Origin of the sequence: Corynebacterium sp. UMB2355A (assembly GCF_033877495.1) — a bacterium.
GTDB classification, from domain to species: Bacteria; Actinomycetota; Actinomycetes; order Mycobacteriales; family Mycobacteriaceae; genus Corynebacterium; species Corynebacterium pseudogenitalium.
The window spans coordinates 1994157-2008823 of sequence record NZ_CP138855.1 but is presented as its reverse complement, the minus strand read 5'-3'; the positions used below and the strand labels follow the sequence as shown (position 1 = coordinate 2008823).

Annotated in this window: 10 protein-coding genes and 3 rRNA genes; 5 read left to right on the top strand and 8 right to left on the bottom strand. The window is 56.1% G+C overall.

The genetic code is table 11. From position 1 onward, the window contains the following. Positions 1-2 precede the first annotated feature (2 nt). The 3 genes from R0V12_RS09510 (at position 3) to R0V12_RS09500 (ending at position 2951) form a co-directional block, all read left to right on the top strand. Positions 3-1655: a DNA repair helicase XPB gene (locus R0V12_RS09510; RefSeq protein WP_320072533.1), complete on the top strand. Its 1653-nt coding sequence runs from the start codon at positions 3-5 to the stop codon at positions 1653-1655. A gap of 10 nt (positions 1656-1665) precedes the next feature. After that, positions 1666-2316 carry a DUF3239 domain-containing protein gene (locus tag R0V12_RS09505; RefSeq protein WP_320072532.1) on the top strand — a complete coding sequence of 217 codons (651 nt, stop codon included), beginning with the start codon at positions 1666-1668 and terminating at the stop codon, positions 2314-2316. A 128-nt stretch (positions 2317-2444) separates the two neighbouring features. Continuing rightward, positions 2445-2951, top strand: coding sequence for a GNAT family N-acetyltransferase (locus tag R0V12_RS09500; protein WP_320072531.1), 507 nt, complete (start codon positions 2445-2447; stop codon positions 2949-2951). Positions 2952-3114: 163 nt separating this feature from the next. Here the strand turns inward: R0V12_RS09500 and rrf are convergent. The 7 genes from rrf to R0V12_RS09465 form a co-directional block, all read right to left on the bottom strand. Continuing rightward, positions 3115-3233 (bottom strand): 5S ribosomal RNA (gene rrf, locus R0V12_RS09495). Positions 3234-3399: 166 nt separating this feature from the next. Continuing rightward, a 23S ribosomal RNA gene (locus R0V12_RS09490) occupies positions 3400-6482 on the bottom strand. 439 nt (positions 6483-6921) lie between these two features. Next, positions 6922-8438, bottom strand: a 16S ribosomal RNA gene (locus R0V12_RS09485). Together the 16S, 23S and 5S rRNA genes form the textbook arrangement of a ribosomal RNA operon. A gap of 596 nt (positions 8439-9034) precedes the next feature. Continuing rightward, positions 9035-9790 (bottom strand): iron ABC transporter ATP-binding protein, encoded by a 756-nt coding sequence (locus R0V12_RS09480; RefSeq protein ID WP_320072530.1) that lies wholly within the window; start codon positions 9788-9790, stop codon positions 9035-9037. Continuing rightward, the gene (locus R0V12_RS09475; protein ID WP_320072529.1) at positions 9787-10809 is read right to left on the bottom strand and encodes an iron chelate uptake ABC transporter family permease subunit; all 1023 of its coding nucleotides are present in this window, start codon (positions 10807-10809) and stop codon (positions 9787-9789) included. Before R0V12_RS09475 ends, R0V12_RS09480 begins: the two co-directional genes overlap by 4 nt. Beyond that, positions 10802-11776: an ABC transporter permease gene (locus tag R0V12_RS09470; RefSeq protein WP_070476993.1), complete on the bottom strand. Its 975-nt coding sequence runs from the start codon at positions 11774-11776 to the stop codon at positions 10802-10804. Before R0V12_RS09470 ends, R0V12_RS09475 begins: the two co-directional genes overlap by 8 nt. After that, complete coding sequence (locus R0V12_RS09465; RefSeq protein WP_070362874.1) at positions 11776-12798, bottom strand: siderophore ABC transporter substrate-binding protein; 1023 nt, start codon at positions 12796-12798, stop codon at positions 11776-11778. Before R0V12_RS09465 ends, R0V12_RS09470 begins: the two co-directional genes overlap by 1 nt. Before the next feature lie 264 nt (positions 12799-13062). Here R0V12_RS09465 and R0V12_RS09460 point away from each other — a divergent pair, with 264 nt between their 5' ends. Together R0V12_RS09460 and R0V12_RS09455 are read left to right on the top strand one after the other, a co-directional pair. After that, positions 13063-13206: a hypothetical protein gene (locus tag R0V12_RS09460; protein WP_256021741.1), complete on the top strand. Its 144-nt coding sequence runs from the start codon at positions 13063-13065 to the stop codon at positions 13204-13206. Beyond that, on the top strand, positions 13203-13349 hold the full coding sequence (locus tag R0V12_RS09455) for a hypothetical protein (RefSeq protein WP_168156196.1): 147 nt from the start codon (positions 13203-13205) through the stop codon (positions 13347-13349). Before R0V12_RS09460 ends, R0V12_RS09455 begins: the two co-directional genes overlap by 4 nt. A gap of 289 nt (positions 13350-13638) precedes the next feature. On the opposite strand, the gene R0V12_RS09450 is transcribed toward R0V12_RS09455, so the two are convergent. Further along, complete coding sequence (locus tag R0V12_RS09450; RefSeq protein WP_256021738.1) at positions 13639-14325, bottom strand: SDR family oxidoreductase; 687 nt, start codon at positions 14323-14325, stop codon at positions 13639-13641. Between the last annotated feature and the right edge of the window lie 342 nt (positions 14326-14667).

The window sequence follows — 14667 nt, the reverse complement described above, 5'->3', positions numbered from 1 at the left end:
CAATGACGTTTGGGGACGGCCCACTGATCGTGCAGTCCGATAAAACCGTACTGCTTGAAATCGCGCACCCGGACGCGGCGAAAGCTCGCGCAGCGCTTTCCCCATTCGCTGAACTCGAGCGCGCCCCCGAGCACGTCCATACCTACCGCATCACCCCACTTGCGCTGTGGAATGCCCGCGCCACCGGCTTCGACGCCGAGACCGCAATCGATGTCCTCGAGCGCTATTCCCGGTTCCCCGTCCCCCAGTCGCTCCTCATCGACATTGCGGAGACGATGGCGCGCTACGGACGCGTCAGCCTACTCAACGATCCACAACGCGGGCTCATCCTCACCACGGAAGAGCCCCCAATCCTGGATGAGATTACGCGCAACAAGAACATCATCCCGTTTCTTGGCCAGCGCTTCGACGCGCACACGGTAGGCGTACACCCGTCTGCACGCGGGCGCATCAAACAAGAACTGATCAAGACGGGCTGGCCGGTGGCGGACCACGCCGGATACGTCGACGGCGAATCCCACCCAATCGCGCTCGACTTTGACGGTTGGGAGCTTCGCGACTACCAGCAGTACGCCGCTCAAGCATTCTGGGAGGGCGGCTCAGGCGTGGTGGTCCTGCCGTGCGGTGCGGGCAAAACCATCGTTGGCGCCGCCGCGATGGCGCAGGCAGAGACGACCACGCTGATCCTTGTAACCAACACTATCGCCGGGCGGCAGTGGCGCGATGAGCTGCTGCGCCGCACCACGCTCACCCCGGAAGAAATCGGTGAGTACTCCGGCGAAAAGAAGGAGATCCGCCCGGTCACCATCGCGACCTACCAGGTCGTCACCCGGAAAACGAAAGGCGAATACCGCGCCCTCGAGCTTTTCGACACCACCGACTGGGGCCTCATCATCTACGACGAAGTCCACCTCCTCCCCGCCCCCGTTTTCCGCATGGCGGCCGACCTCCAGTCCCGCCGCCGTCTCGGCCTGACCGCAACGCTCATCCGCGAGGACGGCCGCGAAGACGACGTCTTCTCCCTCATCGGCCCCAAGCGTTACGACGCCCCCTGGAAAGAACTCGAAATGGCAGGCTTCATCGCCACCGCCGAATGCATCGAGGTCCGCACCACGCTCACGGAAGAAGAGCGCCTCAGCTACGCGACGGCCTCCGCACGCGAGCGCTACCGCCTGGCCGCCACCGCATCAGCCAAGCTCTCGACGGTCAAGGACATTCTCGCCCGCCACGAGGGCGAACCGACGCTCATCATCGGAGCTTACGTCGACCACCTGCGCACCATTGCACAGCAGATCGACGCCCCACTCATCGACGGCCGCACCAGCACCAAAGCCCGCGAAGAAGCCTTCGAGCGCTTCCGCCAAGGCGAGCTCCGCACCCTCGTCGTATCGAAGGTGGCGAACTTCTCCATCGACCTCCCCCAGGCAGCCGTGGGAATCCAGGTCTCTGGCACCTTCGGTTCCCGCCAAGAAGAGGCCCAGCGCCTCGGCCGACTCCTTCGACCCAAGCCGGACAGCAGTGAGGTCCTGTTCTACACCGTGGTCACTCGAGACACCCTCGACGCCGAGTACGCCATGCACCGCCAACGCTTCCTCGCCGAACAGGGCTACGCTTATCGCATCATGGATGCCTCAGACCTCAAACGCGGCCTATAGACTGTGGCCTATGACTGAACAACCATTCCGCTTCAACGTCGACGAAGAATACGCCAAAGAACACAACGAACTTATTCGAAATACCAAGAACCTCGTTACCTCAAGCATCGCTCTGTTCGTCGTCTGCCTCATCGCGGGCGTCATAGTCTGGTTCCTCGTCGACCCGACCTCCCCCTGGCGCCTACTCGGATCCCTCTCCCTTATCTTTTTCGGCACCATCATGCTGATCGTCGGTCTTGCTATTCCTCGCGCGGTTCCACGTACCCAAGCAATTTACGACGCCAACCCCCTCTCTCCCGCCGTCATCACCGATGACAAGGGCACCACAGTTACCCTCACCGCGTTAGTAAACACAGTCGTTGACCAGCAGTCCCCTGCCGAGTGGGCGCTCACCTCAACTGTGGTGCAACGGATCCCCGGCGTCACTCCTAAGGTTGGCGCTGCAGTTCCGTGCGTCGCTGTGGGAGGCCAGCGCACATCCCGCGACAAGGCACACTGGGCAACGATTACTCCGATGCCAATCGCGTGGGGCACCCCTTCAGAGGAAGTTATCAAACAAGCCACGGACTACATCCCCGACAATCAGTGGCGCGCCCTCAAGCAAGCTATCCGCGACGAGGATCTAGTCAAGAAGTCTAGAAATGAGCTCATAGCTCTTTAGGCCGACATCCTCGCCTCTGCGTACGCCCCAGGGAATGCTCAAGCCCTGGGGCGTATTGCTTGCGCCATGCCTCAGCCATTGAGGCCAGGTAGCCTGAGAGGCCTAACACTTTGAACGGAGATTCCAAGATGAACGATGCTTTTCCCCTTCGCACCCCTCGCCTTATCCTCACTCCTCCCACGGACCAAGATATAGACGCCATTTTTAGGATCCACGCCGACGCCCGCACCTATCAACACCGTCCCGACCTCGCGATGAAAAACCGCAAAGAGGCAGAGGAGTTGGCGCGCGCATGGCAAGAAAACTGGGATGAACAGGGTCTTGGCTACTACGTAGTGTCCACGATTGACGGAACAACCATCGGGTTTACTGGAGTACGCCACAGTGAGGAAGCCGGTGAACAGGTACTCAACCTCTATTACCGATTCGCCCCTGAATCTCAGGGCCAGGGATACGCAAAGGAGGCCGCATCAGCGGCGATTGCCAATGCACAGGAACGCTTCCCGCAGCTTCCAATCATCGCTATCATCGACCCCACTAATGAGGCATCGATCGGTTTAGCATTGAGGCTCGGACTCCACCACGTCCATGGTGCGGGTGTACCGAACGATTACGAAGTCTACCGCCTCTCCTGACTTCTCAACTCAACGCGGCGGGGTTCTCGACGCAAGCCTCTCTAGATACATCCCCGTTTGTTTGTTGTGTGGGGGGTACACAACAAAAAAGAGTGTGGTGGGTACCACCACCCCCAACAACAGGAATAATGGAACCCACCACACACAAGAAAATGAAGTTATAGGCCGGCGGTAACCTACTCTCCCACACCCTCCCAGGTGCAGTACCATCAGCGCGGGCGGGCTTAGCTAACCGGGTTCGGAAAGGGACCGGGCGTTTCCCCGCCGCCATCAACCACCGACACGACCAAAATCGTGCCAACACAATACTGTTGATAACAACGACAATATTCACATATCAGCACAGGCATGTTATGCCAGACACTGCACAGTGGACGCAAACACTCAACTCTTCTTCGCGGAAGAACACTCAAAACTCTTGACCATAAACAATGCACACTATTGCGTGATTTGTTTTAGTCTCGGTGTAATTAGTACCAGTCACCTTACACACCTCACAGTGCTACCAGAATCCGGCCTATCAACCCCATCATCTCTAGGGAACCTCAAACGAAACCTCATCTCAAAACAGGCTTCCCGCTTAGATGCTTTCAGCGGTTATCCCTCCCGTACGTAGCCAACCAGCCCTGCTCCTGGCGGAACAACTGGCACACCAGAGGTACGTCCGTCCCGGTCCTCTCGTACTAGGGACAGCCTTCTTCAAGTTTCAACGCGCGCGGCGGATAGAGACCGAACTGTCTCACGACGTTCTGAACCCAGCTCGCGTGCCGCTTTAATGGGCGAACAGCCCAACCCTTGGGACCTACTCCAGCCCCAGGATGCGACGAGCCGACATCGAGGTGCCAAACCATCCCGTCGATATGGACTCTTGGGGAAGATCAGCCTGTTATCCCCGGGGTACCTTTTATCCGTTGAGCGACACCACATCCACAAGTAGGTGCCGGATCACTAGTCCCGACTTTCGTCCCTGCTCGACTTGTAAGTCTCACAGTCAAGCTCCCTTGTGCACTTACACTCACCACCTGATTGCCAACCAGGCTGAGGGAACCTTTGGGCGCCTCCGTTACATTTTGGGAGGCAACCGCCCCAGTTAAACTACCCACCAGGCACTGTCCCCAACCCAAATCATGGGCCAAGGTTAGACATCCACTACGGTCAGAGTGGTATTTCAACAACGACTCCACAATCACTAGCGTGACCACTTCACAGTCTCCCACCTATCCTACACAAACCGCACCGAATACCAATACCAAGCTATAGTGAAGGTCCCGGGGTCTTTTCGTCCTGCCGCGCGAAACGAGCATCTTTACTCGTACTGCAATTTCACCGGGCCTGTGGTTGAGACAGCAGGGGAGTCGTTACGCCATTCGTGCAGGTCGGAACTTACCCGACAAGGAATTTCGCTACCTTAGGATGGTTATAGTTACCACCGCCGTTTACTGGGGCTTAAATTCTCCGCTTCGACCACAAGGATCTAACAGGTCCTCTTAACCTTCCAGCACCGGGCAGGCGTCAGTCCGTATACATCAACTTAACCGTCTTCGCACGGACCTGTGTTTTTGATAAACAGTCGCTCCCCTCTATTCTCTGCGACCCCCACCAGCAACACACCGAAAAAGGCATGCAACCAGCAAGGGCCCCCCTTCTCCCGAAGTTACGGGGGCAATTTGCCGAATTCCTTAACCACAGTTCACCCGACCGCTTTAGTATTCTCTACCTGACCACCTGTGTCGGTTTCGGGTACGGGCCATACACACACATCGCTAGAGGCTTTTCTCGACAGCAAAGGATCACCACCATCACCCAACAATTGGGCTACGCATCACGCCTCACACAAAATATCGACCGCATTTCACAAGTCGACGTGCCACACGCTTACACCAAGTAATCCAACACTTGGCGCGGCTACCTGACTGCGTCACCCCATCACTGAACTACCACGGATCAGGCCCCACGCATCACCAACAACCACACACCCAAAAGGATGCGCATGTTGCCAGTTCAGGGTGGTTAGTATCACCGCTTCACTCTTTGTCGCATGCATACGGGTACGGGAATATCAACCCGTTGACCATCGACTACGCCTGTCGGCCTCGCCTTAGGACCCGACTCACCCTGGGAAGACGAACTTGACCCAGGAACCCTTAGTCATCCAGCGGATACGATTCTCACGTATCTCTCGTTACTCATGCCTGCATTCTCACTCGCACACAGTCCACCACCCCTTACAGTATGGCTTCACCCCATGCACGACGCTCCCCTACCCATAGTAAAAACTATGCCGCGGCTTCGGCGGTGTACTTGAGCCCCACTACATTGTCGGCGCAGAACCACTCGACCAGTGAGCTATTACGCACTCTTTCAAGGATGGCTGCTTCTAAGCCAACCTCCTGGCTGTCTTCGCAATCCCACATCCTTTTCCACTTAGTACACCCTTAGGGGCCTTAACCGGCGATCTGGGCTGTTTCCCTCTCGACTATGAAGCTTATCCCCCACAGTCTCACTGCTATAGAACACTTGACCGGCATTCGGAGTTTGGCTGATGTTGCTAAGATGATAGTCCCGCTCAACCAACCAGTAGCTCTACCTCCGGCAAACTACTATAACGCTGCACCTAAATGCATTTCGGGGAGAACCAGCTATCACGGAGTTTGATTGGCCTTTCACCCCTACCCACAACTCATCCCCTCAGTTTTCAACCTAAGTGGGTTCGCGCCTCCACAACCTCTTACAGCTGCTTCACACTGGCCATGGGTAGATCACCCCGCTTCGGGTCCAGGACATGCCACTTACAACACCCAATTAGGATTCGCTTTCGCTACGACTACCCCACACGGGTTAACCTCGCGACATGCCGCTGACTCGCAGGCTCATTCTTCAAAAGGCACGCCATCACACACACGCGGTGCTCTGACGGATTGTAAGCGCACGGTTTCAGGAACTCTTTCACTCCCCTCCCGGGGTACTTTTCACCATTCCCTCACGGTACTTATCCACTATCGGTCACACTTAGTATTTAGGCTTACCGGGTGGTCCCGGCAGATTCACAGCAGATTCCACGAGCCCACTGCTACTCGGGCAAACAATCACCACAACACGACACGCCTTCACGTACAGGGGCTCTCACCCTCTCCGGCACACCATCCCAGGTGACTTCCGCTAACACGCCGCATCATGAGGGTACATGGCAGCATACCCACAATCATCGCCCACAACACCACACGCGCAACCCCTGCCAGGTATCACACACGCATGGTTTAGCCTCATCCACGTTCGCTCGCCACTACTAGCAGAATCACAATTGTTTTCTTCTCCTACGGGTACTGAGATGTTTCACTTCCCCGCGTAACCCCCACACAGACTATACATTCATCTGCAGGTAACACTCCATAACAAGTGCCAGGTTTCCCCATTCGGACATCCTCGGATCAACGCTTTGTTGGCAACTCCCCGAGGCATAACGCAGCCTCACACGTCCTTCATCGGCTAAGCATGCCAAGGCATCCACCGTACGCCCTTGTAACAAAACAAAAACACACAACAAACAAACAACAAACAACCACCACACACAAACAGCATGACAATCACTTGTTGTTAGGCAAACTTACAATCAAAAAATTCTTCCACAAGAATAAAGATGCTCGCGTCCACTATACAGTTCTCACACAACACACCCCACACACCAACCACCAACCAAACCAGTCAATGATCAACACGCGGAATCATTCAAGACAACACAACTGCTGCCTCAGACACCCAACAGTGCACCAACACACAATAATTATTACTTCTTTTTGACTACATAACCCGGCCACACTGCAACCACAACCACAACCACCACACGCATATGCATGACAGTCTGTAGCTGGTGTGTCTCCACCCGGAAACAACAATTGGCAGCCACACCTACGGTGACTCAACCAACAAACAAGCCCACAACTGTGAGCCAACAAAAAATAAAACTCCTTAGAAAGGAGGTGATCCAGCCGCACCTTCCGGTACGGCTACCTTGTTACGACTTCGTCCCAATCGCCGATCCCACCTTCGACAGCTCCCATGACAGGCCACTGGCTTCGGGTGTTACCAACTTTCATGACGTGACGGGCGGTGTGTACAAGGCCCGGGAACGTATTCACCGCAGCGTTGCTGATCTGCGATTACTAGCGACTCCGACTTCATGGGGTCGAGTTGCAGACCCCAATCCGAACTAAGGCCGGCTTTGTGCGATTAGCATCCCCTCACAAGGTAGCAAACGCGCTGTACCGACCATTGTAGCATGTGTGAAGCCCTGGACATAAGGGGCATGATGATTTGACGTCATCCCCACCTTCCTCCGAGTTAACCCCGGCAGTCTCTCATGAGTCCCCACCATTACGTGCTGGCAACATAAGACAAGGGTTGCGCTCGTTGCGGGACTTAACCCAACATCTCACGACACGAGCTGACGACAACCATGCACCACCTGTATAGCGACCACAAGGGAAACCACATCTCTGCGGCGATCCGCTACATGTCAAGCCCAGGTAAGGTTCTTCGCGTTGCATCGAATTAATCCACATGCTCCGCCGCTTGTGCGGGCCCCCGTCAATTCCTTTGAGTTTTAGCCTTGCGGCCGTACTCCCCAGGCGGGGCGCTTAATGCGTTAGCTACGGCACAAATCCCGTGGAAGGGACTCACACCTAGCGCCCACCGTTTACGGCATGGACTACCAGGGTATCTAATCCTGTTCGCTACCCATGCTTTCGCTCCTCAGCGTCAGTTACTGCCCAGAGACCTGCCTTCGCCATCGGTGTTCCTCCTGATATCTGCGCATTTCACCGCTACACCAGGAATTCCAGTCTCCCCTACAGCACTCAAGTTATGCCCGTATCGCCTGCAGTCCCACAGTTAAGCTGTGGACTTACACAAACGACGCGACAAACCACCTACGAGCTCTTTACGCCCAGTAATTCCGGACAACGCTCGCACCCTACGTATTACCGCGGCTGCTGGCACGTAGTTAGCCGGTGCTTCTTCTCCAGGTACCGTCACAAAAATGCTTCGTCCCTAGCGAAAGGAGTTTACAACCCGAAGGCCTTCATCCCCCACGCGGCGTCGCTGCATCAGGCTTGCGCCCATTGTGCAATATTCCCCACTGCTGCCTCCCGTAGGAGTCTGGGCCGTATCTCAGTCCCAATGTGGCCGTACACCCTCTCAGGCCGGCTACCCGTCGACGCCTTGGTAGGCCATTACCCCACCAACAAGCTGATAGGCCGCGAGCTCATCCCATACCGCAAAAGCTTTCCACAACAATATCCAAAAAGTTGTCCTATCCGGTATTAGACCCAGTTTCCCAAGCTTATCCCGAAGTACAGGGCAGATCACCCACGTGTTACTCACCCGTTCGCCACTCGAGTACCAGTGCAAGCACTGGCCTTTCCGTTCGACTTGCATGTGTTAAGCACGCCGCCAGCGTTCATCCTGAGCCAGGATCAAACTCTCCACAAAAACTATTTCAGAAAGAAACAAGGCCGTGAAAAGCCCGAAAACCTAACCAAAAACAAACCAACCACCAACAACAACCAAAACAGTCATCGCCAGTGTCTGGCAAAATCCTAAAATTACAAAAACTGTAAAGTACAAACAACCAGTCCCAACCCGACGGGGCAAAACAGGACCAGTCACAACCACATCAACCAATACAGTCAACATGACCGTGCATCTGCACCACACCAGTGACACCCAATCATAGGTTCAAGCATCACCGCCGGCACACACCAAAACATGGCACACAGCACGCAACCAAAAGTCAATGCAATCAAAAAAATAAAAAGTACATTGGCACACTATCGAGTTCTCAAACAACAACCGCACACCCAACAACCAACCCCAACCAGAGCCAGCGTCAAGCAGCTGAAACAAAGTTACACACCCGTAAACACAAAGTCAAATCCAACCAAACCAGCCAGACTCAAAACCGCCCACAAGCAGCAACTTTATTCACTTTGATCATTCCCTCCAAGCGGCCAGGCCGCTCGTCGGCAACGAGGGATAACTTAACCACGAACCAACAAACAACACAAATCGCCTGCGTAACGAGCATTTTAGTGATATGTAGCGAGTGGCCCATCCGGGCCCCCAATTACATGCACGGGCGTGTTGAAGATTTGCGTGAGCAACTCGTCGTTCATGATTTCGCGCGGAGTCCCAAACGCGGCGATCTGACCATCCTTGGTGGCGCAGATGTAGTCGGCGTACTTCGCTGCGAAGTTGATGTCGTGCAGCACGATGATGATGGTCCGCCCGAAGTCCCTCGCGGCGGAGTACAGGTGCTTCATCATTTCCACCGAGTGTGCAATGTCGAGATTGTTTAGTGGTTCGTCGAGAAGAACATAGTCAGTTTCCTGGCAGAGCACCATCGCAACGTAAGCGCGCTGACGCTGCCCTCCTGAGAGCTGATCCAGGTAACGGTTTTCGAGTTCGTGGAGACCAAGGAAGTCGATGTACTTCGAGATGATCTGCTCGTCCTCGGGAGTGAGACGTCCATGGCTGTACGGGAAGCGCCCGAAGCCGACGAGCTGGCGCACCGTCAGGCGCGTCACAAAGTGGTTCTCCTGACGCAAGATCGAGATGATCTTTGCGAGATCTTTTGATTTAGCGCTGGTGACGTCCATACGGCCGATTTCGACGGTGCCGGAGTCGATAGCTAAGAGACGCCCAATCATCGTGAGGAGCGTCGACTTGCCCGCACCGTTCGGTCCAACGAGCGCGGTGATGCCACCAGCGGGAATCTCGATATTGACGGGTCCGATTTTGACGTCGTCGCCGTAGTCTTTGCGGACTTCTTTCAGCGTGATCATAAGCGTCCCTTCTTCAAGATGACTGCCAAAAAGGTGATGCCACCGACGAGCTCAATGATGATTGACACGACGCCCTGCGCATAAAACACGTGGTTCATGATGAAGTAGGCGCCACTGAGTACGCAGAATCCCAGCATTACTGCCATTGGGAAGATGTAACGGTGGTCGTAGGTATCGCAGAATTGGTACGCGAGCGTCGCTACGAGGAACCCCAGGAACGTCATCGGCCCGACGAGCGCGGTCGAGACCGCCATCAAGATGGAGACCAGCACCAATGTGAAGATCGAGTGGAATCGGTGGCTAACGCCGAGGTTCACGGTGACATCTCTGCCGAGTGCGAGGACGTTGAGGCGGCGTGAATTGAAGACCAGTAGTGCTGTGGCGCCGACCGCGAGTGGGATAGCGACCGGATAGTACTCAGGATCCGCGTTGTTGACGGAGCCAAACAACCGCGCGGTGAGGACGTCGAACTCGCTTGGTGTGAGGAGGCGCTGCATGAATGTCGACACACTGCCGAGTCCGCCACCGATCACGATGCCAACCAGCAGCATCGCGTGCATATTTGCGTGCTTTCCAGACAACAGCCACGCGTACAGCACAAGGCTCAGGCCAACCATGAGCACTAGCTGCAGCACGAACATCTGGAGCGTATATCCATTGTTCAGGCCAGCGGCACCGAGGAAGAACACGGTCGAGGTGTGAATCGACACGTAGAGGGCTTCAAAACCCATGATAGACGGCGTAATGATGCGGTTGTTCGTCACCGTTTGGAACGAAACGGTCGCCACCGCCTGGCACAGCGCCACAATCGCCATCGCGATAACCGAGTTCAAACGGCGCTTCGCAATCAGCCAGTATCCGGTGGTGCCGAAGTCCATGGGGTTGCCGTAGGCCAGCAAACCCGCGGTAAAGCAGACCGCGGCGATGATAAGGCACGCAAGAATTACCCAGTAGCGGGTTTTGCTCCTGCTGGATTGGAAGGCGCCGACGAAGCGGGCGTCGATAGGTTGTTTAGGCACGGCGACTCTGCCTCACGATCAAGAAGACGAAAACCACCGCTCCGATGATGCCCAAGATGACGGACACCGGGATCTCGAACGGGGCGATGATCGTGCGGGCCAGCAAGTCGCACACGGTGACGATGCCGACGCCAAGGAGGCAGACCCACGGAAGGTTGGAGCGGAGGTCGTCGCCACGCATCATGGAAACAATGTTGGGAACAATGAGCCCAAGAAAAGGAAGATTGCCGACGACCACCGTCACGACGCCCGCTGCGACCGCAACGAGGCTCGTTCCGACCAAGATGATGCGGCCGTAGTTAAGGCCAATGTTCGTGGCGACGTCCTCCCCCAGGCCGGCGGCCGTAAGGCGGTCGGCGTAGAAGAACACGGCAATCACGACCGCGACGACGATCCACAGCACCTCGTACTGCCCGGAAATCACGGAGGTAAACGAGCCAGCGAACCAGATGCCAAGTGACTGAAGCAGGTCAGTTTGAAGCGCCCAGAACGTGGAGAATGCACTGACGACTGCCCCCAGCATGATGCCGACGATCGGGACGATCAGGCTCGAGCGCAGCGTCACCCTCCGAAGGAACGCAAAGAAGACCATCGTCCCGATGAATGCGAAGGTGACGGAAATGATCATGCGCTGCAGGATCGTGCCGTCGGGTAAGAATACGTACGATGCCAGCAGGCCCAGGCCAGCCCACTCGGTGGTACCCGTCGTGGTGGGCTCGACGAAGCGGTTCTGGGTGAGCATCTGCATGATGAGGCCGCTCATCGCCATCGCAGCCCCGGCAAGCACCAGCGCGATAGTGCGCGGAACGCGAGTGGTTTTGAACATGTCCCAGCCGTCGCTTGATCGAAAAACGTCGTACTGGCCAACCAATAAGGACAAGGCCAGCAGCACGATCACAATGACGAGACCCACCCCAAGCTTCCAATTAAGAAGTTTGGGGTGGGTGCGCGTACCCGGTTGCGCCATTACTTGGCGGCCTCCAGCTGGTCAGCAATGCCGTTCAGGATTTCGGTGTAGGTCAGGATGGACTCGTTGATGTAGGTGTCCTGCGGAGCCACATAGATGTGGTTCTCCTTGACTGCGGTGACATTCTGCAGTGCGGCAGAGTCGCTCAGCACGCTCAGAGCAGCCGGGGACTCCCCTTCCTTCTTAATGGCCGCGTCGCGGTCAAGGGCGAAGATCCAATCTGGGTTGGAGTCGGCGATAGCCTCAACAGAAATATCGTCACCCTTGTGGTCGCTCGAGGCGTTTTCTACCTTCAGCGCCGGAGTGAAACCGATGAGGTCAAAGAGGGGGCCAAAGGTGCGGCCGATGCCCGGCGCAACATATCCGATTTCCCCACCAGAAACGTTGACAGCCATCACGGTCTGCGCTGGGTCGTATGCGTCGCGAGCACGCTGTACTGCCTTGGTGAAGTCTTCGACGGTTTTCTCCGCTTCGGCCTGCTTACCGAAGATTTCGCCGAGCTCGAGGGTCTGACGGATCAACTCACGGTCGAAGGGTTCATCGTCACGTGGTTCGAAGTCGACGAGTACTGCGTTTGGAACAAGTTTCTGAATCTCGTCGTCGTACTTTTCAAAACGCTGGCCCGAGATGATTACGTCCGGGTCAGCTGCAACGATGATCTCCAGATTCGGCTCCTTGTGATTGCCGATGTCCGCAATATCGTCATTGTCTCGCAGGCCCGGAACATCTTTCGAAACCAACTTCTTTGGCGCCGCAACCGGCTTCACACCCCAGGAGTCCAGGAGCTCGAAGGTGCGGTTGTCGAGCGCAACGACGCGCTTCGGCGGAGTCGGCACAGTCTTTTCGCCATAGTTGTCGGTCACGGTCACGGTGCCGTTTTCCGCGGCAGTCGTCGTAGCGGAGGCGCTAGCCTGGGTCTCCGAAGTGGACGCGTTGTTCGACTCTGCTTCAGAGCAGGCGGTCAGCGTCATCGCTGCGGCGGCTGCAACAGCCACGATGGTCTTACGTGAAAAACGAATCATGTTGAAAAGTATCCTTGCTACTCATATCCAAGGGTAGGGTTACCTCACTCACCCTAAGCTACTCATGAGAGTTAGGCAAGGCTTAGAGAAGAAAGTGATTATCGACATCCCCCTCCCCTTACCCCCGTGTCATGCATCTACGCAGCTTAGATCGCATCGAATCAGCCATTGGCCGCAGCCCCATCTGGTGCAAGCACACCTTAGCTGTGACAGAATACTCGGAGCACTGGATCTCACCGCGTCAGTACAATAGGAGGACTCCAAATGTCCACAATCGCAGTCTTCGCATTCTTTCTCGCCTACATCGTTGCCCCTAGCAGTCCCATCGTATGGATCTTGCTCGCGGTCGCGTTCGTCGCCCTCACCTGGGACACAGTCGCGCTCGTGCGAAAGGATGCTTCCCGATGAACTCACCACTCAACAACTCAGCCATCTACATCCTCGGTACTGCCCTTGCATATCTGGCGACCGGCTGGGCCTGGACGATTGCCATAGGCGCTGCCGCAGCTCTTTCAGCATTCTCCCGCCACCTGTACACAGACAAGGCGTAACGTCACTGAGGGGAACGGAAGAGATTCTACCGATCGTCAATAAACGTGAGATCCCCTCCAAGCCAAAAGCCGCCACTCACAGTGACGGCTACAACTAGCTATGTGCTTTACCCTTCGGTGAACGAGTCCCACGGAGCACCAACCATATCGGCAAGTTCAATATCCGCTTCATCTTCCGAAACCAGCTTCATATTCTAGGGCCAATACTCACCACGTATTCGAGCAAATCTTCACCCGTGTTCAACTGGCTCGCTCATCACGCTTTACCTTTCACTTGGGGCTCTGGCCTCTAGATGTCTTTGACGCTGCCTTCGCCGTCAATGAACTCCAGCGGCGACGCTGGGAAATGTGCACGACTGACAACCTCGGTAACGACGTCCGCAACAAGCTCGCGGGATGTCGTCATGCTGCTGGCACGCTCTGCATCATTGTCCAGCACAGTAATGCCCCCAGCAGGCTCTTCGGTGAGCGCCGCTGGGCCGAGGATGAGGTAGTTGAGGTCCGTCGAATTCAGCTTCTTATCGACGGCCTTCTTCGACTCGACATACGCATACCACGACTCATCCGACGGGTCAGTCGTGTTCTCAGTGGCGCCGACATAGGAGATCATCACGTAAGCCGGTGCTCGCTTCCCCTCCGCAGCCAGTTTCTCTAGCCCAGCAATGGAAGCGAGGGCGGCGTCGCGGTCGACTGCCCACGTCACCTCCGCACCAGCGCGTCCACCGTTACCGGCACCCCACACCACAACGTCATACTGGGCAAGGAGCTCAGCCCAGTCCTCAACGGAGATCTCGGTCAGGTCCCGCAGGACAGGAGTAGCACCGAGTGCTTCAATATCGGCAGCCTGGTCGGGGTTGCGTATGAGGGAATGGACAGTATGGCCAGCGGCGACGAGCTTTGGCGCTGCCAACAGCCCCACCTTGCCATGGCCACCGATGTACAGAACGTTCTTGCGTGCAGTCGTCGTTTCAGTCATGGGCGCCACTGTACGCGTCATCTGCTTTCTCTAACGGTTGGCCGAAATTTGGGTCATACCCAGACCCTCAACTTGTAGTTACTCTCCTTCACAATCGCCCACAATCGAAAACCAAGTCCATGCAACGTATCCGACATATGCGAGCGGAAGAACCAGCGGTAAGAAAATGCCAGCAACCGCGCACATCGTAAGTGCGCCGATGGCCACCCGTGCGAATGACGGTTCAGAACCTGAAGCAACGAGCCTTACCGTCACTACGGCGGTAACGAAGCAGAGGACAACAGTCAGCTCCCACGGGATCCCGCTTCTGGTGGCCAAGATCACCGTCGCAATACCAACACA

Bases quoted from the DNA above. Each gene is read 5' to 3' on its own strand.
- R0V12_RS09510 (WP_320072533.1), top strand. From the start codon at position 3: ATGACGTTTGGGGACGGCCCACTGATCGTGCAGTCCGATAAAACCGTA.
- R0V12_RS09505 (WP_320072532.1), top strand. From the start codon at position 1,666: ATGACTGAACAACCATTCCGCTTCAACGTCGACGAAGAATACGCCAAA.
- R0V12_RS09500 (WP_320072531.1), top strand. From the start codon at position 2,445: ATGAACGATGCTTTTCCCCTTCGCACCCCTCGCCTTATCCTCACTCCT.
- R0V12_RS09480 (WP_320072530.1), bottom strand. From the start codon at position 9,790: ATGATCACGCTGAAAGAAGTCCGCAAAGACTACGGCGACGACGTCAAA.
- R0V12_RS09470 (WP_070476993.1), bottom strand. From the start codon at position 11,776: ATGGCGCAACCGGGTACGCGCACCCACCCCAAACTTCTTAATTGGAAG.
- R0V12_RS09465 (WP_070362874.1), bottom strand. From the start codon at position 12,798: ATGATTCGTTTTTCACGTAAGACCATCGTGGCTGTTGCAGCCGCCGCA.
- R0V12_RS09460 (WP_256021741.1), top strand. From the start codon at position 13,063: ATGTCCACAATCGCAGTCTTCGCATTCTTTCTCGCCTACATCGTTGCC.
- R0V12_RS09455 (WP_168156196.1), top strand. From the start codon at position 13,203: ATGAACTCACCACTCAACAACTCAGCCATCTACATCCTCGGTACTGCC.
- R0V12_RS09450 (WP_256021738.1), bottom strand. From the start codon at position 14,325: ATGACTGAAACGACGACTGCACGCAAGAACGTTCTGTACATCGGTGGC.